General features: G+C 72.5%; 20 protein-coding genes and 1 riboswitch. Of the genes, 12 read left to right on the forward strand and 8 right to left on the reverse strand.

Translation table 11 applies throughout. From position 1 onward, the window contains the following. Positions 1-5: 5 nt before the first annotated feature. The 11 genes from AC07AW_RS02395 to AC07AW_RS02445 all read left to right on the forward strand — a co-directional run bounded on the left by AC07AW_RS02395 (position 6) and on the right by AC07AW_RS02445 (position 13,253). The gene (locus AC07AW_RS02395; RefSeq protein ID WP_478813653.1) at positions 6-1,046 is read left to right on the forward strand and encodes a glycosyltransferase family 2 protein; all 1,041 of its coding nucleotides are present in this window, start codon (positions 6-8) and stop codon (positions 1,044-1,046) included. Then, positions 1,043-2,155, forward strand: coding sequence for an endonuclease/exonuclease/phosphatase family protein (locus AC07AW_RS02400; RefSeq protein WP_478813654.1), 1,113 nt, complete (start codon positions 1,043-1,045; stop codon positions 2,153-2,155). The genes AC07AW_RS02395 and AC07AW_RS02400 overlap by 4 nt, the downstream gene beginning before the upstream one ends. Further along, positions 2,152-3,123, forward strand: coding sequence for an endonuclease/exonuclease/phosphatase family protein (locus tag AC07AW_RS02405; RefSeq protein WP_478813655.1), 972 nt, complete (start codon positions 2,152-2,154; stop codon positions 3,121-3,123). The genes AC07AW_RS02400 and AC07AW_RS02405 overlap by 4 nt, the downstream gene beginning before the upstream one ends. A gap of 17 nt (positions 3,124-3,140) precedes the next feature. After that, a complete protein-coding gene (locus tag AC07AW_RS02410) occupies positions 3,141-4,106 on the forward strand; it encodes an aldo/keto reductase (RefSeq protein ID WP_478813656.1) in 966 nt (321 codons plus the stop codon). Beyond that, positions 4,096-6,012, forward strand: coding sequence for an MMPL family transporter (locus AC07AW_RS02415; protein WP_478813657.1), 1,917 nt, complete (start codon positions 4,096-4,098; stop codon positions 6,010-6,012). The genes AC07AW_RS02410 and AC07AW_RS02415 overlap by 11 nt, the downstream gene beginning before the upstream one ends. Positions 6,013-6,029: 17 nt before the next feature. Further along, complete coding sequence (locus AC07AW_RS02420) at positions 6,030-7,013, forward strand: LuxR C-terminal-related transcriptional regulator (protein ID WP_392150623.1); 984 nt, start codon at positions 6,030-6,032, stop codon at positions 7,011-7,013. A 100-nt stretch (positions 7,014-7,113) separates the two neighbouring features. Further along, positions 7,114-7,377 (forward strand): DUF3311 domain-containing protein, encoded by a 264-nt coding sequence (locus AC07AW_RS02425; RefSeq protein ID WP_478813658.1) that lies wholly within the window; start codon positions 7,114-7,116, stop codon positions 7,375-7,377. Beyond that, positions 7,374-9,002: a monocarboxylate uptake permease MctP gene (gene mctP / locus AC07AW_RS02430; protein ID WP_478813659.1), complete on the forward strand. Its 1,629-nt coding sequence runs from the start codon at positions 7,374-7,376 to the stop codon at positions 9,000-9,002. Before AC07AW_RS02425 ends, mctP begins: the two co-directional genes overlap by 4 nt. 73 nt (positions 9,003-9,075) lie before the next feature. Next, entirely contained in the window at positions 9,076-9,576 is a 501-nt protein-coding gene (locus tag AC07AW_RS02435) for a GNAT family N-acetyltransferase (RefSeq protein WP_478813660.1), read from the forward strand. Positions 9,577-9,630: 54 nt separating this feature from the next. Next, a riboswitch (cobalamin riboswitch) is annotated at positions 9,631-9,753 on the forward strand. Between the two features lie 132 nt (positions 9,754-9,885). Further along, positions 9,886-12,240 (forward strand): ribonucleoside-diphosphate reductase subunit alpha, encoded by a 2,355-nt coding sequence (locus AC07AW_RS02440; protein ID WP_478813661.1) that lies wholly within the window; start codon positions 9,886-9,888, stop codon positions 12,238-12,240. Further along, positions 12,240-13,253, forward strand: coding sequence for a ribonucleotide-diphosphate reductase subunit beta (locus AC07AW_RS02445; RefSeq protein WP_478813662.1), 1,014 nt, complete (start codon positions 12,240-12,242; stop codon positions 13,251-13,253). The genes AC07AW_RS02440 and AC07AW_RS02445 overlap by 1 nt, the downstream gene beginning before the upstream one ends. A 65-nt stretch (positions 13,254-13,318) precedes the next feature. On the opposite strand, the gene def is transcribed toward AC07AW_RS02445, so the two are convergent. From def to AC07AW_RS02485, 8 genes are all read right to left on the reverse strand, one after another. Beyond that, positions 13,319-13,969, reverse strand: coding sequence for a peptide deformylase (gene def, locus AC07AW_RS02450; protein ID WP_478813663.1), 651 nt, complete (start codon positions 13,967-13,969; stop codon positions 13,319-13,321). A 72-nt stretch (positions 13,970-14,041) separates the two neighbouring features. Then, on the reverse strand, positions 14,042-15,022 hold the full coding sequence (locus AC07AW_RS02455) for a tetratricopeptide repeat protein (protein WP_017236276.1): 981 nt from the start codon (positions 15,020-15,022) through the stop codon (positions 14,042-14,044). A gap of 79 nt (positions 15,023-15,101) precedes the next feature. Further along, a complete protein-coding gene (locus AC07AW_RS02460; protein WP_478813664.1) occupies positions 15,102-16,382 on the reverse strand; it encodes an HD-GYP domain-containing protein in 1,281 nt (426 codons plus the stop codon). Continuing rightward, positions 16,379-17,773: an HD-GYP domain-containing protein gene (locus tag AC07AW_RS02465; RefSeq protein ID WP_478813665.1), complete on the reverse strand. Its 1,395-nt coding sequence runs from the start codon at positions 17,771-17,773 to the stop codon at positions 16,379-16,381. Before AC07AW_RS02465 ends, AC07AW_RS02460 begins: the two co-directional genes overlap by 4 nt. Before the next feature lie 161 nt (positions 17,774-17,934). Next, complete coding sequence (gene rsrA / locus AC07AW_RS02470; protein ID WP_478813666.1) at positions 17,935-18,252, reverse strand: mycothiol system anti-sigma-R factor; 318 nt, start codon at positions 18,250-18,252, stop codon at positions 17,935-17,937. Further along, positions 18,249-18,905, reverse strand: coding sequence for a sigma-70 family RNA polymerase sigma factor (locus AC07AW_RS02475; protein WP_030207302.1), 657 nt, complete (start codon positions 18,903-18,905; stop codon positions 18,249-18,251). Before AC07AW_RS02475 ends, rsrA begins: the two co-directional genes overlap by 4 nt. Before the next feature lie 252 nt (positions 18,906-19,157). Next, entirely contained in the window at positions 19,158-19,790 is a 633-nt protein-coding gene (locus tag AC07AW_RS02480) for an alpha/beta hydrolase family protein (protein WP_478813667.1), read from the reverse strand. A gap of 33 nt (positions 19,791-19,823) precedes the next feature. Then, entirely contained in the window at positions 19,824-20,639 is an 816-nt protein-coding gene (locus tag AC07AW_RS02485) for an SOS response-associated peptidase (RefSeq protein ID WP_478813668.1), read from the reverse strand. Between the two features lie 50 nt (positions 20,640-20,689). On the opposite strand from AC07AW_RS02485, the gene AC07AW_RS02490 reads away from it, so the two are divergent. Further along, positions 20,690-21,376 carry a M50 family metallopeptidase gene (locus AC07AW_RS02490; protein WP_478813669.1) on the forward strand — a complete coding sequence of 229 codons (687 nt, stop codon included), beginning with the start codon at positions 20,690-20,692 and terminating at the stop codon, positions 21,374-21,376. The last annotated feature ends 10 nt before the right edge of the window (positions 21,377-21,386 follow it).

Raw genomic sequence — 21,386 nt, forward strand, 5'->3', positions numbered from 1 at the left:
CCGACATGACCCTCCCCCTGGTCTCCGTCATCGTCCCCAACTACAACTACGGCCGCTCCATCGGCCTGTGCGTCGAGGCCGCCCTCGCCCAGACGTACCCGAACATCGAGGTCCTCGTCGTCGACGACTGCTCCACCGACGACTCCGCGGCGATCGCCGCCGCGGCCGGCGCCCGGGTGGTCTCCACCGGCGTCAACAGCGGGGTCGCGGTCGCCCGCAACCTCGGCGCGGAGCTCTCCTCCGGCGAGATCCTCGTCTTCCTCGACTCCGACGTGGCCATGCACCCCGACGCGGTCGCCAAGTCCGTCGAACTCCTCGGCTCCGGCCAGGGGTACGGCGCGATCTGCGGCACCTACGAGCCGGAGCCGCTCATCCGGGACAGCCTGATCGAGGAGTACCGCTCGCTCCAGCAGTACTACCTGCTGCTGAAGTCCGAGGGGGTCATCGACACCGTCCACACCGCGATCCTCGCCATGCCCCGGCGGGTCTTCGACGAGGTCGGGCCGTTCAACCCGATCCTGCGGCACACCGAGGACCAGGACTACGGCCGCCGGATCTCCGAGCGGTACACGGTCCTCAGCTCCCTGGAGGTGCGCGGCCGGCACGACCACGACGACACCGTGCGGATCGTCCTCGACAAGGTCTTCGCCCGCGCCCGGCTCGCCGTGCCCCTCATCCTCGGCCGGCGCCACCTCCAGGGCGGCTTCGTCACCGGCCCGCGCGCGGGCGCCAGCCTCGCCGCACCCCTGACGGTCGCCGCGCTGGCCGCGCCCCTGCTGTGGGGGGCCGCGTGGGCGCTGCTTCCGCTCGCCCTGTTCCTGCTCGGCGTCCGGGGCGACCTGGACATGTACCGGGAGGTGCGGCGGCACCGGGGGCGGCTGTTCCTCGGGTACTTCGTGGCCGTCAACTTCCTGGTGAACCTGACGGTGTTCGCGGCGATCGGGGTCGCGGGCGTGCAGTGGCTGTGCTCGAAGCGGTTCCGGCACCTGTACGACCCGCAGCCGCGGCCGGACCTGACCCGTACGCCGATGGGCGCGGGCCGGTGACGGACACGCTCGCCCCGGCGGAGGCCGTACGGGTCGCCCCGGCCGGGCGCCGCCGGAACGGGCTCGTACTCGGCATCGCCCTGGCCTGGTTGCTGCTGCTCCTCGTGGAGTGGGCCGCGGACGGCCGGATCTGGCTCGGCCACCTCGTCGGCATCGTCCCGCCGGCGGTCTTCGCCCTGGTGCCGCTCGGCCTCGCGGCCCTCGCGCCGCTCGCCCGGGGCGCCGCCCGGTGGCGGACCCTCGCCGCGGCCGCGCTGGCCCTGCTCCTGGGCTTCGGGCAGTCGGGCCTCGACCCGGCGGCGCTGTGGCGGGCGGAGCCCCGGCCCGGCCCGGACGCCGTACGGGTCTTCGCCTGGAACACCAACTCGTGGAACCAGCTCCTCGGCACCCAGGACCACTTCTACGCCTTCCTGAAGGCGAAGGACGCGGACGTCTACCTGCTGCACGAGTACCAGCACGTCACCGCCGACCGGAAGGACCGGCTGCCGATCGACGACCTGGCGCGGCTGCGCCGGGAGTTCCCCGGCTACCAGGTGGCCGTCCGGGGCGAGCTGGTGACGCTCTCCCGCTTCCCGATCCTGCGGCAGCCGGCCGTGGGCCCGGCGCGGGAGGTGCCGCCCGGCGCGGACTGGCCGACGGAGTACCGCGCGAACAAGGTGCTGCGGACGGACGTGCTGGTCAGAGGCCGCGCGGTGTCCTTCTACAACGTGCACATGCCGGTGTGGAACAGCATGCCGGACGGTCTCCTCTCCGCCGCCTTCTACCGCCACATGCGGGAGCGGTTCGCCCCGCGCCGGGCCCAGTACGAGGGCCTGGAGGCCGACCTCGCGGCCAACCGCAACCCGGTGGTGGTGGCCGGCGACTTCAACGCGACGGCCGCGATGTCGGACCTCGACCCGCTCCGGGAGCGCCTCGCCGACGCGGCGGAGGTGAGCACCGACCCGTACCCGACGAGCTGGGAGGAGGGCGGCTGGAAGCCCTTCTGGCGGACCGACTGGGCGTTCACCGGGAACGGGGCGCGGGCCGAGCGGTACGAGTTCGGCACTCCGGAGAAGCTGTCCGACCACGCCGTGCAGGACCTGTGGGTCGCGCTGCCGGGGAGCGGATGACGGCGATGGTCCTGTACTGCGCCCTCGGCTGGGCGGTGTTCCTCGCCCTGCACCTCGCGCTCAACGGCCGCTGGTGGCCGTGGCTCGCGGTCTCGCTCCTTCCGCCGGTCACGCTCGCCCTCGTCCCGCTCGCGCTGCTCGCCGCCGCCGTGGTCACCGGCGGCCGGCTCGCGGCGGCGCTCGCCACGGGCTGCCTGCTCGTGGCCTGGCCGCAGAACGGGATCAACCTGCGGGGACTGCTGTGGGGCGGCCGCGGGGACGAGGGCCTGCGGCTGGTCTCCTGGAACACCCAGCACTGGAACCAGGGCGGCGACCCCGACCGCTTCTACGCCTTCCTGCGCTCGCTCGACGCCGACGTGTACGTCCTCCAGGAGTACCTGAACGGCTTCGAGGGCGGCGAGGTCTGGGACATCGACGACGAGGAGCGGCTGCGGGCCGCGTTCCCGCGCCATCACCTGGCCGTCGACAACAACTCCGTGACGCTGTCCCGGTTCCCGCCCGCCGCGCCGCCCGTGCCGGTCGGCGCCTGCTCGCTCCGGGTGGACCTGCGGGTCGGGCACGACGTCCTGTCGACGTACAACGTGCACATCCCGGTCCAGCTCACGGTGATGAACCCGCTGCGGCCGGCCTTCCTCCGGGACATGCGGCGCCGGGCGGCGGCCCGCGACCGGGAGTACGCGGCGCTCGTCGCCGACCTGCGGTCCAACCCGCACCCGGTCCTGGTGACCGGGGACTTCAACACCAGCGCCGCCATCGGCGACATCCGCCGGATGCCCCGGGCGCTGCGCGACGCGATCGGCGCCTGCCGCTCGGTCCTGCCGGCCAGCTGGAACGCCCGCGCGCGGCTGCGGCTGTGGCGGATCGACTGGGCGTTCACCGGCGGCGGCGCCCGGGTCGGCTCGTACCGCTTCCGCGACGCGGAGGGCCTCTCGGACCACCTGGTCCAGGAACTGACCGTCACCGTTTGAGAGAGAGGGAACAACCCATGGAGTACACGAACCTGGGCGGCCCCGAGGGTCCCCGCGTGTCCACACTGTGCCTGGGCACCCTGCCGTTCGGCACCCGGATCGACGAGGCCGCCGCCTTCGCCGTCCTGGACCGCTTCCACGAGGCCGGCGGCACCTTCGTCGACACCGCGAACACGTACGCCTTCTGGGAGCCGGGCGCGACCGGCGCCGAGTCCGAGCTGCTCATCGGCCGCTGGCTGCGCAGCCGGGGCGTCCGGGACGAGATGGTGCTCGCCACCAAGGTCGGCGCCCTTCCGGACCCGCCGGGCTCGGCCTGGCCGGAGTGCGCGGAGGGTCTGTCGGCGCCGGTGATCCGCCGCCAGGTGGAGGAGAGCCTGCGGAACCTGGGCACGGACCGGATCGACCTGTACTACGCGCACATCGACGACCGGAAGACGCCGGTCGCGGAGACGATGGGCGCCTTCGGCGAGCTGGTGGACGTCGGGAAGATCGGCCGGGCCGGCTGCTCGAACCTCACGGCCTGGCGGATCGAGGAGTCGCGGGGCGCGGCGGCCGCCGCCGATGTGCCGGACTACGCGGCCGTGCAGCAGAGGTACACGTACCTCCGGCCGCGCCCCGGCGCGGAGTTCGGGGTGAACCCGCACGCCTCGGAGGAGCTGCTCGACTACCTGGGGACGCGGCCGGACCTGACGTTCACGGCGTACACGACCCAGCTGACGGGGGCGTACACGGATCCGGGCAAGGAGATCCCGGAGCAGTACCGGCACGCCGGTTCGGAGCGGCGTCTGAAGGTGCTCGCCGAGGTCGCGGCGGAGCTCGGGGTGACCGCGAACCAGGTGGTCCTGGCCTGGGCGCTGGGCGGCGGGCTGCCCGTCCTGCCGGTCATCGGGGCGAGTGCGCCGGAGCAGCTGGACGAGGCGCTCGGCGCGGTGGGGCTGCGTCTGGACGAGGAGCTCAGGAAGCGGCTCGACGATGTGGACTGAGCGCGTACGGACCGCGGTGCTGCGGCACCGGGTGGCGGTCGGAGCGGTGTGGCTGCTCGTGCTGCTGCTCGGCGGGGCGGTGGCGGTGCTGGGCCTCGGGCGGCTCGACCAGTCGTTCACCGCGTCCGGCGGGCGGGGTCACGCGGCGAACCGGGCGATCCAGGAGCGGTACGGGAACGGGGCCGCGGTCGCCCCGCTGGTGGCGGTCGTGACCTGGCCGGCCGAGAGGGACGCACAGGCCTTCGCGGATGCTCTGGAGCGGTCGGCGGGGCCGGGCGCGCGGACGGTCTCGTACGCGGCGACGGGCGACGAGGGGTTCCTCGGCGCGGATGGCCGGACCGAGTACGCGCTGGTGTACCCGGGGGCCGGGAAGCCGGACCTGGCGGGTCTGACGGCCGTCGAGGAGGCGGCGGTGCAGCTCCGCGCGGGGCTGCGCTCCGCACTCCCCGAGGCCCGGGTCGAGGTGACGGGTGTGCTGCCGCTCCAGCACGACAGCGCGCTGGCGGGGCCGGGCCCGGTGGCCCTCGGGGCGAAGGCGGCCTGCTCGCTCGGGCTGCTGCTGGCCCTCGTCCTGGCGTTCCGCTCGCCGCTCGGGGTCCTGGCGCCGCTGCTGCTCGCGGCCGTGACCTCGGTGGGGGCGCTGGTCCTGGTGGAGGCGGTGGCGGGGTTCACGGAGATCGGCTTCGTCGTGGTGTACCTGGTGCCCGTGACAGCGCTCGTGGTCGCGGTGCACCGCTGGGCGCAGCCGCCGGGGCCGGCCGCCGCCCGGTCGGCGGTGACGGGCGGGGTGGCGGGCGCGGCGGCCTGCGCGGTCCTGGCGCTGTTCCCGGCGGCGTTCCTGCGGTCGATCGGGGTGGCGGGGCTCGCGGTCTGCGCGGTGGGCACGGCGGCGGCACTGACGCTGGCGCCGGTACTGCGGTCGGTGGCGGCCGTACCGGTTCCCGTACGGAACACCCGTACGCTGCCGGCTCCCCTCACCGCCGTCGGTCTCGTCCTCCTCGTGCTCCTCACCGGCGCGGCCACACAGCTGCGGGTCGGCAATCCGGAGGCCCGTGCCCTGGTGGCGGGCGGTCCGGCCCGGGACGGTCTGGACCGGCTGACGGCGGCCGGGGTGCCGTCGGGGGTGCTGAACCCGCTGGAGGTCCTGGTCCCCGAGGGCGCGGACGCGACGGCGGTGGCCGCCCGGGCGGCGCGGGTCCCGGGGGTCCTGCTCGCGGCGGCGCCCGCCGCCTGGCACCGCTCCGGGTCCGCCCTGGTGGTGGTCGTCCCGGAGGAGGAGCCGATGACGGCGGCCGGGGCCGGGACGGTGACGGCGCTGCGGTCGGCGCTCGCGGACACGGGCGCCGAGGTGGGCGGTTCGGGTGTGGTGGACCGTGATCTGGTGGACGGGGTGTACGGGTTGCTGCCGTACGCGGTCCCGTCGGCGGCCCTGGCGGCTCTCGTCGTGCTGGCCCGGCGGCTGGGGCCGGGCCCGGCGGCGCGGGCGGTGCTGGGCGGGCTGCTCGCGGCGGGCGCGTCGGCGGGGGCGCTCGTGGTGCTGTGGCAGTGGGGTCCGGCGGGGACCGGCGCGGTGACGGGCTGGGTGCCGCTGGTGGTGGGCGCCTTCGCGTTCTGCGTGTCCCTGGAGCGGTCGGCGGCCTCGGCGGCGGGCGGGCCGGGGTGGGCCGGTCCGGTGGCGGCGGGCGCGGGCGCGCTCGCGGTGCTTGCGGTGGGGATCGGTCCGCAGGTCGAACTCGCGCTGCTGGTGACGGGGTTCGCGGCGGGTGCGGTGGTCGACGCGCTGGCCGGCACGCCTGCGGGATCGCACCCCGGAGTTCACCATGATTGGTCTAGACCTAGACCGCTCCTCCCCTCTAGCATCGTCGACCGCGATCACGAGTTCGACAGGTCGCACCACGGAAGGTGACGAGGGGGAGATACCTGATGCTGGAGGCGCTCGGCATAAAGGAGTCGACGGAGGCCGTCTACCGCCTGCTCCTGGAGCGGCCCGAATACGACGTGACGGACATGGCGGAACATCTGGGCCGCCCCGAGCCGGAGGTCCGCGAGGCGCTCGCCTGTCTCGCGGACCTCAAGCTCGTCCTCATGGACGACTCCTCGGGCGAGGTCGAACCCTTCAGCCCGGACGTCGGCTTCTCGTTCCTGCTGTCCCGCGCCGAGGCCGAACTGAGCAAGCGCAAGCGCCAGGTCGAGCAGGCGGGCCGGGCGGTGGCCGGCATCCTCGCCTCGTACGCGGACTGCCCCGAACCGGGCGTCCGGCACGACCTCGTGGACCGCATCACCGGACTCGACACCGTCCGCGAACGCCTGGAGGACCTCGCCGCGAACGCCCGCACCGAGTGCCTCTCACTGCTGCCCGGCGGCGCCCAGCTCCCCGACACGATGGACGCGAGCCAGCCGCTCGACCAACTCGCCCTGGAGCGCGGGGTGAAGATCCGCTCGATCTACCAGGAGAGCTTCCGCAACGACCCGCCGACCGTCGACTACGTGCGCTGGTACTGCGACCTCGGCGGCGAGGCGCGGACCGTGCCCGTCGTCCCGATGCTCATGGTGATCGTCGACCGCGAGGCCGCGCTCGTCCCCGTCGACCCGGAGGACGGGCGCGCCGGCGCCCTGGAAGTGCGCAGCCCCGGCCTCGTCCACGCGCTCGTGGTGCTCTTCGACCGGCTGTGGGACGCGGGCACGCCCTTCGGCGAGGCCCCGCGCCGCGACGCGCACGACCTCTCGCCGCAGGAACGGGAGTTGCTGATGCTCCTCGGCATCGGCTGCACGGACGACATCGCGGCCCGGCGGCTCGGGGTCTCGCTGCGGACGGTCCGCCGGATGAGCTCGGAGCTGATGAACCGGCTCGGCGCCCGCAGCCGTTTCGAGGCGGGCGTCCGCGCGGCCAAGGAGGGCTGGCTCTGAAGAATCACTTCCGTTATGCGGACAGGGGTTCCCAGCGACGGAGCCGTCCCCTAGATTTCCCCAGCATTACCGAGGTGATCAGTGAGGGGACGGAATTGCCATGCCAGAAGCGTCAGATGTGACACAAGGGAATCAACCGACCATCACCCCCCTGCGGGTGGTGATCGCGCTCTGTCTGTTCGCCCCGTTCGTGGCGATGCTCTGGGTGAGCTCCTACGCGAAGGCCGAACCGCTCTTCGCCGGCATCCCGTTCTTCTACTGGTACCAGATGCTCTGGGTACTGATCTCCACGGCTCTCACCATGATCGCGTACAAGCTGTGGCAGCGGGACCAGCGCGCCCGCAAGGGAGGTGACGCACGATGAAGGACGTGACCGGCGTGAACGGCGTGGCGCTCGGCGTCTTCGTCTTCTTCTTCCTGGCCGTCACGGCCATGGGCTTCCTGGCCGCGCGCTGGCGCAAGGCCGAGAACGAGCACAGCCTCGACGAGTGGGGTCTGGGCGGCCGGTCGTTCGGCACCTGGGTGACCTGGTTCCTGCTCGGCGGCGACCTCTACACGGCGTACACCTTCGTCGCCGTCCCCGCGGCCATCTACGCGGCGGGCGCGGCCGGCTTCTTCGCCGTCCCGTACACGATCCTCGTGTACCCGCTGATCTTCACCTTCCTGCCGCGCCTCTGGTCGGTCTCGCACAAGCACGGATACGTCACCACCTCCGACTTCGTGCGCGGCCGCTTCGGCTCCAAGGGCCTGTCGCTGGCGGTGGCGGTCACCGGCATCCTCGCCACCATGCCGTACATCGCGCTCCAGCTCGTCGGCATCCAGGCCGTCCTGGACGTGATGGGCGTCGGCGGCGGCGAGAACACCAACTGGTTCGTGAAGGACCTGCCGCTGCTCATCGCCTTCGGCGTCCTGGCCGCGTACACCTACTCGTCCGGCCTGCGCGCCCCCGCGCTCATCGCCTTCGTCAAGGACACCCTGATCTACATCGTCATCGCGGTGGCGATCATCTACATCCCGATCAAACTGGGCGGCTTCGACGAGATCTTCGGCAAGGCGGCCGAGGCGTACCAGACGATCAACCCGGCGACCGGCAAGCCGAAGGGCGCGCTCGTCCCCGGCGAGGCCGGCCAGTGGACGTACGCGACGCTCGCGCTCGGCTCGGCCCTCGCGCTCTTCATGTACCCGCACTCCATCACGGCGACCCTGTCGTCCCGGAGCCGGAACGTCATCCGCCGCAACACCACGATCCTGCCGCTGTACTCGCTGATGCTGGGCCTGCTCGCGCTGCTCGGCTTCATGGCGATCGCCGCCGGCATCAAGGTCAAGAACGGCCAGCTCGCCATCCCGCAGCTCTTCGAGACCATGTTCCCGGACTGGTTCGCGGGCGTCGCGTTCGCCGCGATCGGCATCGGCGCGCTCGTCCCGGCCGCGATCATGTCGATCGCCGCGGCCAACCTCTTCACCCGCAACATCTACAAGGACTTCATCAAGCCGGACGCCACCCCGGCCCAGGAGACCAAGGTCTCCAAGCTGGTCTCGCTCCTGGTGAAGGTCGGCGCGCTGGTCTTCGTCCTCACCATGGACAAGACGGTCGCGATCAACTTCCAGCTGCTCGGCGGCATCTGGATCCTGCAGACCTTCCCGGCGCTCGTCGGCGGTCTCTTCACCCGCTGGTTCCACCGCTGGGCGCTGCTCGCCGGCTGGGCCGTCGGCATGGTGTACGGCACGGCCGCCGCGTACGGCGTCGCCAGCCCGACCCAGAAGCACTTCGGCGGTTCGGCCGCCGAGATCCCGGGCATCGGCGAGATCGGCTACATCGGCCTCACCGCCTTCGTGCTCAACGTCGTCGTCACGGTCGTCCTGACCTTCGTCCTCAAGGCCGTCAAGGCCCCCGAGGGCGTCGACGAGACCTCGCCGGAGGACTACACGGCGGACGCGGGCGACGCCGGTGTCCGCGACCTCCCGAAGGTCGGGGCCGAAGCGCACTGACCCACGGACGCGTGACAGAGGGGCCCGGAAAACTCCGGGCCCCTTCGCGTGCGGCGGAGGCAGACTGAGGCACATGGACTTCACGATCAGGGCAGTACGGCCCGAGGAGTACGAGGAGCTCGGTGACCTCACCGGGTTCACCTATCTGAATGACGGGCTGCTGCTGCACGGCGAGGACGACTTCTATCTGGCGGTGCTCCGCGACACGGCCCGGCGGGCGCGCGAGAGCGAGGTCCTGGTCGCCGTCGACGCGGACGGCGGGATCATCGGCGGGGTGACCTTCGCGGAGGGCGGCACCACCTGGGCGGACATCGCCGTCCCCGGCGAGGCCGAATTCCGCATGCTCGTCGTCGCGCCGGCGGCCCGCGGCAGGGGCGTCGGAGAAGCCCTCGTACGCGCCTGCGTGGACCGCGCACGGGCCCTTCCCGGGTGCGCGCGCCTCGTGCTCTCCACGGCCGATCTGATGGTCTCGGCGCACCGGATCTACGAGCGTCTCGGCTTCGTCCGCACCCCCCAGCGGGACTGGGAACCGATCCCGGACCACTTGCTGCGGACGTACGCCCTGGAGCTGTAGCGCCGGGACCGACACAACATGTGGGGGGTGCCGCGAGCGGCGCCCCCCACATGTATGCTCATCCTCGCTGTCGACGCAGGGGAATCCGGCGCGAATCCGGAACTGTCCCGCAACGGTGTGCTTCGTGCGGTTTCGTACGCGGTGAGTCCGAGGACCTGCCGGCAGCGCGCCCGGTCCGTCCGTTCCGGGTGTCACAGACGTCCGGGCCTCGCGGAGTGGGCCGGTGGACGCGGCGCGCCCACGCGTACGGGTGCCCGCCTGCCCGCCTTCCCGCCCGAGGCCCCGAGCCGAGCGAGGGAGAGCCCCCACGTGACCATCGCGCCCGCCGATCCGGCCGCAGCGATCGAGACCGACGGCCCCGGGACCGTACTCCTGCGGACCCTGACCGATCTCACCGCCGACCTCCCGGACACCGACCCCGGCAAGGTCGCCGCCGCCGCCCTCCGCGGCCGCAGCGCCACGTCGGACGAGGCGGAGCTGCGCGAGCTGGCCACCGAGGCGGCCGCCGGCCTGATCGCCGAGGACCCCGCTTACTCCCGGCTCGCCGCCCGGCTCCTCACCATCACCATCGCCGACGAGGCGGCCGGCCAGGGCGCCGTGACCTTCTCGGCCTCCGTCGCCGTCGGTCACCGCGAGGGCCTCATCGCCGACCGCACCGCCGAGTTCGTCGCCCTCCACGCGGACCGCCTCGACGCCACGATCGACCCGGCCGGCGACGACCGCTTCGGCTACTTCGGTCTGCGCACCCTCTACTCGCGCTACCTGCTGCGCCACCCGATCACCCGCAAGGTCGTCGAGACCCCGCAGCACTTCATGCTGCGCGTCGCCGCCGGCCTCGCCGAGGACGCATCGGTCCGCGCCCTCGACGAAGTGACGGCGCTGTACGGCCTGATGAGCCGCCTGGACTACCTCCCGTCCTCCCCCACGCTCTTCAACTCCGGCACCCGCCACCCGCAGATGTCCTCCTGCTACCTCCTGGACTCCCCGCAGGACGAGCTGGACTCCATCTACGACCGCTACCACCAGGTCGCGCGCCTCTCGAAGCACGCGGGCGGCATCGGTCTCTCGTACTCCCGCATCCGCGCCCGCGGTTCGCTGATCCGCGGCACCAACGGGCACTCCAACGGCATCGTGCCGTTCCTGAAGACCCTCGACGCCTCCGTCGCCGCCGTGAACCAGGGCGGCCGCCGCAAGGGCGCCGCCGCGGTCTACCTGGAGACCTGGCACGCGGACATCGAGGAGTTCCTGGAGCTCCGCGACAACACGGGCGAGGACCAGCGCCGTACGCACAACCTGAACCTGGCGCACTGGATCCCGGACGAGTTCATGCGCCGGGTCAACGCCGACGCCGAGTGGTCGCTGTTCTCCCCGGCGGACGTGCCCGAGCTCGTCGACCTGTACGGCGCGGAGTTCGACGCCGCCTACCTCAAGGCCGAGGCGGCGGGCCTGGCCCGCAAGACGATGCCGGCCCGCGACCTGTACGGCCGGATGATGCGGACCCTCGCGCAGACCGGCAACGGCTGGATGACGTTCAAGGACGCCTCCAACCGCACCGCCAACCAGACGGCCGAGCCGGGCACGGTCGTCCACTCCTCCAACCTGTGCACCGAGATCATCGAGGTCACGAACGACGGCGAGACGGCCGTCTGCAACCTGGGCTCGGTCAACCTCGGCGCGTTCGTCGTCGGTTCGGACATCGACTGGGAGCGCCTGGACGAGACCGTCCGCACGGCCGTCACCTTCCTCGACCGGGTCGTCGACATCAACTTCTACCCGACCGAGCAGGCGGGCCGCTCCAACGCCAAGTGGCGCCCGGTCGGCCTGGGCGCGATGGGCCTCCAGGACGTCTTCTTCCAGCTGAAGCTGCCGTTCGACTCGGCCGAGGCGCGCGCCCTGTCGACGAGGATCGCCGAGCGGATCATGCTGGCGGCGTACGAGGCGTCTGCGGACCTCGCCGAGCGCAGCGGCCCGCTCCCCGCCTGGGACAAGACCCGCACCGCCCAGGGCGTCCTGCACCCGGACCACTACGACGTGGAGCTGAACTGGCCGGAGCGCTGGACGGCCCTGCGCGAGCGCATCGCCGCCGTCGGCATGCGCAACAGCCTCCTCCTCGCCATCGCCCCGACCGCGACGATCGCCTCGATCGCCGGCGTCTACGAGTGCATCGAGCCGCAGGTCTCCAACCTGTTCAAGCGCGAGACGCTGTCCGGCGAGTTCCTCCAGGTCAACTCGTACCTCGTCGACGAGCTGAAGAAGCTCGGCGTGTGGGACGCCCAGACCCGCGAGGCGCTGCGCGACTCCAACGGCTCGGTGGCCGGCTTCACCTGGGTCCCGGCCGAGGTCCGCGAGCTGTACCGCACGGCCTGGGAGATCCCGCAGCGCGGCCTGATCGACATGGCGGCGGCGCGGACCCCGTTCCTCGACCAGAGCCAGTCCCTGAACCTGTTCATGGAGACGCCGACGATCGGCAAGCTGTCGTCGATGTACGCGTACGCCTGGAAGCAGGGCCTGAAGACGACGTACTACCTGCGCTCCCGCCCGGCGACCCGGATCGCCCGCGCCGCCCAGGCCGCCGCGCCGATCCCCGTCCAGCAGGCGGCCCCCGACGCGGACGCGATCGCCTGCTCCCTTGAGAACCCCGAGTCCTGCGAGGCCTGCCAGTAATGAGTACCGAGAAGAAGAACCTCCTGGACCCGGGCTTCGAGCTCACGCTCCGCCCCATGCGCTACCCGGACTTCTACGAGCGCTACCGGGACGCGATCAAGAACACCTGGACCGTGGAGGAGGTCGACCTCCACTCGGACGTCGCCGACCTCGCCAAGCTCACCCCCGGTGAGCAGCACATGATCGGCCGTCTGGTCGCGTTCTTCGCGACGGGCGACTCGATCGTGGCGAACAACCTGGTCCTGACGCTGTACAAGCACATCAACTCCCCGGAAGCGCGCCTGTACCTCTCGCGCCAGCTCTTCGAGGAAGCGGTCCACGTCCAGTTCTACCTGACGCTCCTGGACACGTACCTGCCCGACCCGGACGACCGCGCGGCGGCCTTCGACGCGGTGGAGAACATCCCCTCCATCCGCGAGAAGGCGCAGTTCTGCTTCAAGTGGATGGACTCGGTCGAGAAGATCGAGAAGCTGGAGACGGCCGCCGACCGCCGCCGCTTCCTGCTGAACCTGATCTGCTTCGCGGCGTGCATCGAGGGCCTGTTCTTCTACGGCGCCTTCGCCTACGTCTACTGGTTCCGCTCCCGCGGCCTCCTCCACGGCCTGGCGACCGGCACCAACTGGGTGTTCCGGGACGAGAGCTGCCACATGGACGCCGCTTTCGCATTCGTCGACACCGTACGGGAGGAGGAGCCGGAGCTCTTCGACGACGAACTCGGCCGGCAGATCACCGACATGATCAAGGAAGCCGTCGAGGCGGAACTGCAGTTCGGCCGCGACCTGTGCGGCGACGGACTGCCGGGCATGAACACCGAGTCGATGCGCGAGTACCTCCAGTGCGTCGCCGACCAGCGTCTCGTGCGCCTGGGCCTCCCGCCCGTCTACGGCTCCGACAACCCCTTCTCCTTCATGGAGCTCCAGGGCGTCCAGGAACTGACCAACTTCTTCGAGCGCCGCCCGTCCGCCTACCAGGTGGCGGTCGAGGGCTCGGTGGACCTCGACGAGGACTTCTAAGCCGGTACGCGAAAGGGCCCCGCACTCCGAGGAGTGCGGGGCCCTTCTCCGTACCTGCGGGAACGTCACTCGTTCGGGACGACCGGGTAGCGCGGGGTGCCCTCTTCCATCTGGCGGAGGGCGTCCTTGCGGTCGCGCTTCGACAGCTTGTCGATGTAGAGGAAGCCGTACAGGTGGTCCGTCTCGTGCTGGAGGCAGCGGGCGAAGTAGCCGGTGCCGCGGACCTTGATCGGGTTGCCCTTCAGGTCCTGGCCGGTGACCTCGGCGTAGTCCGGGCGGGCCAGCTCGGCGTACGCGGTCGGGACCGACAGGCAGCCCTCGTTCGAGTCGTCGAGGTGTCGCTGGTCGGCCGGCAGGTCGACGAGGACCGGGTTGATCACGTGGCCGACGTGGCGCCTGCCCTCGTCGTCCATGCAGTCGTAGACGAAGACCTTGAGGTCGACGCCGATCTGGTTGGCGGCGAGGCCGACGCCCTCGGCGGTGCGCTGGCTGGCGAACATGTCGTCGATGAGCTGCGCCAGCTCGTCGTCGAACTCGGTGACGTCCTTGCACTCCCGGTGCAGGACGGGGTTGCCCACGACCGTGATGGGGCGGGAGGTGCCGCGCTCGCGGTGGGCGGTCTCGCGCTCCTCGGTGTCCTCGGTGTCGACGATGAAGCCCTCGTCGTCCACGGCGTACACGCCCGTCTGCTCCTGCTCAGTGCCCTGCTGCGACATGTCCGCCGTACGCCTTCTTCCTCGAACCGGTACACCCCGTGGTAGGTGCCGAGTACAGCCTACGGGCAGCGGTCAGCAGACTTCCTCAAGATCTCGCCACTCGCGGGAGTCCGGGCTGTCCGCCACCCAGCCGTCGAGGAGCCCGCGCACCAGGCCCGCCGGGGCCGCGATGCCGCACTCGCGCTCCGGCACCCACAGCTCGCCGGGCGAGCGGTGGCCGAGCGGGCCCGGGTGCCCCGGCTCACTGTGGTCGTGCGGGTCGGAGTGCTCGCCCTCGCCCTCGGCGCTCGGCATGGTCGACTCGGAGCAGGCGCGACAGAGCAGGCGTACGGAGGACGACCAGTCCTCGGCGGCGAATCCGGCCTCGGCGGCGAGCTGCTCCAGGGCGTCCCGGTCGGCCTCGGTGGCGGCCTCCAGGAGGACCACCCAGGTGGGGACGGGCGAGGGTGCCCACAGCTCGATCTCGTCGAAGACGGGGTAGGAGGGGCCGGCGGTGGTGGTCCGCTCGCCGTTCGGCACGCCGTCGTGGAGGACGACCTCGCCCCAGCGGCGGCCGGAGGACGGCAGCGGGATGGAGAGGACCTCGATCCGGGCCGGGTCGAGCCGGCGGCCCCACACGACCTCCGCCTCGCCCTCGGGCGAGAGCCGGACGGCGGCGCTGCCCAGCTCCATGCCGGCGGGCTCGCCGGTGCCGGCGGCGGCGCCGGGGACCTTGAGGCCGTAGGCCTGCCAGGCGCGGCGGGCCAGCGGCCAGTCCTGGAGGGCGGTGGCGGCGATGCCCACGTTCCACCAGTCGGGGGCGCCGGTCTCCTTGTCGAGCAGCGCGACGGCGCGCAGCCCGGCGGCCCGCGCCTGCTCCCAGTCGTGCCGGAACTTGTGCAGCAGCGCCAGGTTGAACCAGGACTCCGAGAGCCAGGGCTCCAGGTCCGCCGCGCGTGTGAGAAGTGCGCCCGCGTCCTCGTACCGGCCGTCGCCGATCAGCGTGAACGCGCGGTCGGTGGCCTGCCGCCACGAGGCGGAGGGCCGATGCCGTACCTTCCCGAAGATCTTCACGATTCCCGCCTGCCGGTCGCTTCACCCTCTTGTTCGCATCCAACCATGCCCGGTCGGACGCGCGCTCATTACCCATGGGTTACCCAAGGACTGCCGAGGTCACCCCAGTGGCTCCGCCCCGTGCCAGGACCCTGGCCAGGCCTTCGACGACATCCGGGTGATAGTCGCGGGCGGTGCCGAGCCTGAGCCGCTCCAGGGCGTCGAGGGCGGCGCCCGCCCCCGCGGCCGCCCCCTCGCCCGCGCCGGCTCCGGTGAGGTCGTCGTAGGCGTTCACGGCGCGGACGATCCGGGCGGCCGGCGGCTGCTCGCGGTACGGGTCGGCCTGCCGTTCCACGACGACGGCGACGGCCTCGGGGACGCCGGTCCTGCGGACGACCTCGCCGCCCAGGAGGGCGATCCTGCGCTGTTCCTCGGCCGGGAGGAGCGCGGTGGCGCCGCCCGCGACCGGGTCGACGAGGGAGAGCTGTCCGATGTCGTGCATGAGCGCCGCGTGCTCCAGGACGGTGAGTTCGGTCCCGGAGAGGCCCAGCTCGCGCCCGACGGCCGTGCTGAGGGCGGCGACCCGGCGGGTGTGCCCGGGCGGGGTGCAGCCGGCGATCTCGGTGGCGCGGGCGAGGGAGGCGATGGTCTGCCGGTTGACGGTCCGCACGGCCGCGTACCGCCGGAAGGAGACCTGGGTGAGGAGGAGGGGGACGGCGAGGACGGGCAGTGCCCAGAGTCCGGCGGCGGCGACGCCGAGCGCCATGACGGTGCCGGTGGCGCAGACGGCGGAGCCGATGCCGAGGAGGGCGCGGAGTTCGTCGCGGAGGAGGGGGCCGTACGGGAATCCGGTGCGGGCGCGCAGGACGAGGGCGGCGAGGACGGCGTCGCACAGGGCGGTCAGGACGAGCAGGAGGCCGAGGAAGAGGGCGTACGCGGGGCCCTGGCCGAGGTGCTCCGTGACGGCGCCCGAGTTGTAGAGGGGCTGGAAGCAGAGCGCGGCGAAGCCGACGGTGAGGACGCGGCGGGCGAGGTGGTCGAGGCCGGGGCCTCTGCCCCGGGCGATGTGGGGGACGATCCCGGCGAGGCCCGCGGCGACGGCGACGGCGACGGTCTGGAGGGCGCCGTGGGTGGTGGCGGTGCCGGCGCTGGTGCCGAGGAGGGCGTACGCGAGGGCTCCGGCGGCGGCGAGCGGCGCGGGTTCCCGTTCGCCGGGCGCGGCGCCCCAGCGGGCGAGCTCGCCGAGGGCGATGAGGGTGCCGAAGGCGAGGGCGTTGCCGGGTTCGTCGAGGCCGTGCCAGAGGGTGGTGCCGAAGGCGGCGAGGCCGAGGAGGAGGGCGGCGCCGTGCACGGTGGCGACGGTGAGCGCCCCGGGCCTCATGCGGGCTCCTTGGCGGGGGCGGCCGGTGCGGGGAGGGTTTCGCGGGGCGGGGGCACCGGGCCGGGCTGCGGTTCCGGCTGTGGGGTGGTCTCGTCCGCGGTGACGGCCGGCTGCCAGCCGTGCCGGTCCAGGGCCTGGGCGAGGGCGGTGACCATGCGGGGGTCGAACTGGGTGCCGGCGCAGCGCTCCAGTTCGGCGAGGGCGGTGGGCACCGGGCGGGCCCGGCTGTAGCAGCGGGTGGAGGTCATCGCGTCGAAGGCGTCGGCGACGGCCACGACCCGGGCGAATTCGGGGATCTGCTCGCCGTGGAGCCCGTACGGGTAGCCGCTGCCGTCCATACGTTCGTGGTGGTGGAGGATCGCGGCCCGTGCCTCGCCGAGGAAGCCGATGCCGCGGACCATCTCGTGGCCGTATTCGGGGTGCAGTTCGATGACCCGCCGTTCCTCGGGGGTGAGGGGGCCGTCCTTGGTGAGCACCCGGGTGGGCACGCCGAGCTTGCCCACGTCGTGCAGGATGCCGGCGAAGCGGACGACGTCGAGGCGGTCCTCGGCCATGCCGAGCTCACGGGCGATCAGGACGGAGGCGTGGCCGACGCGTTCGCTGTGGCCGCGGGTGTACCGGTCCTTGATGTCGACGGCCTGGACGAGGGCGCGGATGGTGGCCTGGTGGGCGGCGCGCTCCCGGTGGTACTGGGCGAAGACCCAGCAGGAGATGTACATGGGGAGGAGGACGAAGAGCGCCGCGACCGGGCCGTACGTGCTGCGCCAGAGGACGGCCATCATCAGTCCGGCGAGTCCGTGGACGGTGTGCGGGGCGAGCGCCCGGCCGAGGAGGCCGCGCCAGGCGGCCCGCAGGGGCAGTCCGTCGGCGGTGGCCCGGATGCCCCCGTCGAGCGCGGTGAGGACCAGGCAGAAGGCGAGGGCGGCGGCGCCGGCGGGCAGCAGCGCGTAGGGCAGGTCGGGGGCGTCGGGGCCGCGGCCGAGGGCGGTGGGGCCGCCGAGGGTGCCTGCGGTCAGGGCGGCGGCCCAGACGGCGAGGGCGGTTGCGGCGGCCCGCCAGGCGCGGCGGGTGGGGGCGGGGGGTTCCTCGACGCGGGCGAGGAGGCTGCCGGGGATCGCGGTGAGCGCGGCGGCGGCGGGCGGCAGGAGCAGCGCGGAGGCGAGGAGCACGGGGAAGAAGGAGCCGGTGCCCATGGGGACGGAGCCGCCGAGGGCGCGGCCGACGAGTCGGCAGCGGGCGGGCAGCTCGCAGAGCGCGTACAGGGCGGCGAGGAGTGCGACCGTGCCCCAGGGGACGGGCGCGCCGGGCCGCAGCGCGGGCAGGGCGCAGGCCCCGGCGCCGAGCAGGGCGCAGCCGATGTACACGCGGGCCGCTCGCGGAATGACGTTCACGCCCATCACGCTTGTCACGCTAGCGAGTTGGGCGGCCTGGGACGGCGCGGTCCGAGTGATTCGCACCATCGGGTGATACAAGCTGAATATATGCGCGAGGCCGCCGCGAGATCGTCGCGGCGGCCGTTCGCTTCCCTGATACGGCTTGTACGGGAGGGGTGCTACTCCTGCGGGGCGGGGGTCGTCGGCGCGGGCGCCGTGATGTCCTGCTCGGGCACCAGGTGTCCGGCGCGGATCAGGTCGATCCGTCCCATGACCTTGGCGCGCAGGTCGGTGGGGACGTCGTCACTGCCGCAGCAGCGCTTGACGAGCTTCTTCACCGCCTGCTCGAGGCCGTACTTCTCCAGGCACGGGGAGCACTCCTCGAAGTGCACCTCGAACTTGGTGCAGTCGCTGTCGGGCATCTCATGGTCGAGGAACTCGTAGAGATGATCCAGGACCTCTGAGCAATCCGTCTCGTGCGGCTCTCCGCAGCTCATGAGCCCGAGCCTTTCAGATCGTTCGACGACTCTCCGGCGCCCGCGGGTACCAGCCCGCGGTCGCGAGCGTAGTCCTCGAGCATGCCGCGCAGCTGGCGGCGGCCCCGGTGCAGTCGGGACATCACCGTACCGATGGGTGTCCCCATGATGTCCGCGATCTCCTTGTACGCAAAGCCCTCGACATCGGCGAGATAGACGGCGATGCGGAACTCCTCGGGAATCGCCTGGAGCGCTTCCTTCACGTCGGAGTCGGGAAGATGGTCGAGCGCCTGCGACTCGGCGGAGCGCAGACCGGTCGACATGTGCGACTCGGCGCGGGCGAGCTGCCAGTCCTCGATCTCCTCGGCGGCGCTGCGCTGGGGCTCACGCTGCTTCTTGCGGTACGAGTTGATGAAGGTGTTCGTGAGGATGCGGTAGAGCCAGGCCTTGAGGTTCGTACCCTCGCGGAACTGGTGGAAGGATCCGTACGCCTTGGCGTAGGTCTCCTGCACCAGGTCCTCCGCGTCCGCGGGGTTCCGCGTCATGCGGAGCGCGGCCGAGTACATCTGGTCGAGGTAGCCGAGGGCGTCCCGCTCGAAGCGCGCGTTGCGCTCCTCGGTCGTCTCCTCGGGGCCGTCGTCGGTCCCTGTGTCGGTCCCAGTGACCGGACCCACCTCCTCCAGCGCGGCGGCGAGCCCGAGGGCGGACCCGCTCGTTTCGGAGGATAGACGAGGAACCGCTCCGCCCGCCGCCCGAATAGGGGCGGCCTTGGGCGCGGGCAGCACTGTCCAGTCGAGGTCAGCGGCCTGCGCACGCTCCGGGCAGATGGTCATACCCATACGACGGACTCCCTCTTCCTTGCTCTCACACCGACCCTCTCCACAACAGTGGCCCTCCGCTCGGCATTCCCGGGAGCGGCGGGGAGATCAGCGGAGTGCGGAGATCCACTCGGCGACCCCGTCGACCAGGAGCCCGAGGGCATCCTCCTGGCCGAGCGGCGCGCGCTTGGGGAGGGCGAAGCCGTGGTCCCCGTACGGGATCTCCACGAGCTCGTACGGGCCTTCCGGGTACTCCTCGGGCCGCCCGAAGGGGTCGTTGCCGCCCTGGACGACGAGGGTGGGCAGGCCGGTGGAGAGGAGCTCCTCGGCGCGGGACCGCTCCGGCCTGCCCGGCGGGTGGAGCGGGAAGCTCAGGGCGAGGACGGCGAGCGCGCCGAGCTCCCGCCCGGTCCGGCAGGCGACGCGGGCGCCGGCGCTGCGGCCGCCCGCGACCACCGGGAGGCCGGGCTTCGCGAGGGCCGGCCAGAGGCCGCGCCAGCCGGTGTCGAGGGTCTTCGGCGCGGGGGCGACCTTCTTGCCGGCGACCCGCCAGGGCTGCTCGACGAGGGCGACGGTCACGCCACGGGCGGGCAGCGCCCCGGCGAGGGCCTGGAGGTCACGGGCCTCGACGCCGCCTCCGGCGCCGTGCCCGAGGGCGAGGACGGCCCACGGCTTCGTGCCGGCGTGCCAGGTGATGCGCGCCTCACCGGCGTCGGTGGAAACGGTCTCGTACTGTGTCACGTCCCCATCCTGCCGTCCGAAGCTCCCCACGGGTCAGAACAGCGTGCCGACTTCCGGTCCGGCGAGCTCGGCCAGGAGTTCGGGGCCGTTGTTGCGGACGTTGCTGACGGCGGTGGCGACCGGGTAGGCCCGCATCAGGCCGCCCGGCGGCGGGGCGAGCAGCCCGCGCAGCTCCTCGGGGTCGGTGCGCGCCGGGTCGAGCCAGGCGTCCCAGCGGTCATCGGTCAGCATCAGCGGCATCCGGGGGTGGATGTCGGCGAGGGAGCGCGGGCCCTCGGCGGGGGCGACGCCGAGCGGGCCGGTCTCGGCCTCGGTGGTGACGACCGAGCAGGTGACCCACCACGCGGCGGGGTGCTCGGGCGGCAGGGTGCCGTCCCGCCAGAACTCGTAGAGCCCGGCCATCGCGAAGACGGAGCCGTCCGCCGGGGTCACGAAGTACGGCTGCTTGCGGGCCCGCTTCTTCTTCCCCTCGACCTCCAGGTCGCGCTCGGCGGCCCCGGTCACCCACTCGTAGTAACCGTCGGCGGGAAGGATGCACCGGCGCGACTGGAAGGCGCGCTTGAAGGAGGGCTTCTCGTCGACGGTCTCCGCGCGCGCGTTGATCATCCGGGCGGCGCCCTCCGGCGACTTCGCCCAGGACGGGACGAGCCCCCATTTCAGTGCGCGCAGCTGGCGAACCGGCCGCCGGGATACGGCGTCTTTCAGAGGACGCTCCAGAACGGCCCAGACCTCCTTGGTGGGGGCCACGTTCCAGTCGGGAGCCAGGGTCTCGTCGGGCTCCCACTTCTCGATCCCGAAGGCGGCGACAAGGTCCTCGGGCCGCCGACTCGATGCATACCGTCCGCACATACGTGCCACACTGCCACGTTCCCGCACACGACCGAGGAGCCGTCCGCGAAATGACCGAGATCCTCGGTACCCAGCCCGCTCCGGACGAGTGGATCGTCTACTTCACCCTCGGCTGCGCGCTGGGCCTGGTCGTGGTCCGGCGCGCCTGGCTCCTCGCCCGCAACGCCATCACCATCGCCCACGAGGGCGGTCACGGACTCGTCGCCGTCGCCACCAACCGCCGCCTTGAGGCGATCCGGCTGCACTCGGACACCAGCGGGCTCACCGTGTCCCGGGGCCGCCCGACCGGCCTCGGCGTCGTCCTCACCCTCGCCGCCGGCTATCCGGCGGCCCCGCTGCTCGGCCTCGGGGGCGCCGCCCTGCTCGGCACCCGCCACATCACCCTGCTGCTGTGGATCGCGACCGCCCTGCTGCTCGCGCTGCTCGTGATGGTCCGCAACGCGTACGGGGTCCTCACCGTCGTCCTGACGGGCGCCTCCTTCCTCCTCGTCTCCCTGCTGGCCGGCTCCGAGGTCCAGTCGACCTTCGCCTGCGCGGCGGTGTGGTTCCTGCTCATCGGCGGTGTCCGGCCGGCCTTCGAGCTCCAGGCGAAACGGCGCCACGGCGGCGCCCCCGACTCGGACGCGGACCAGCTCTCGCGGCTCACCCAGGTGCCCGCCGGCGTGTGGCTCCTCTTCTTCCACACGGTGGCCATATCCGCCCTGATCGGCGGCGGTCGCTGGCTCCTGGGCTTCTGACTCCCCCGTA

The organism is Streptomyces sp. NPDC044003 (genome assembly GCF_056435185.1).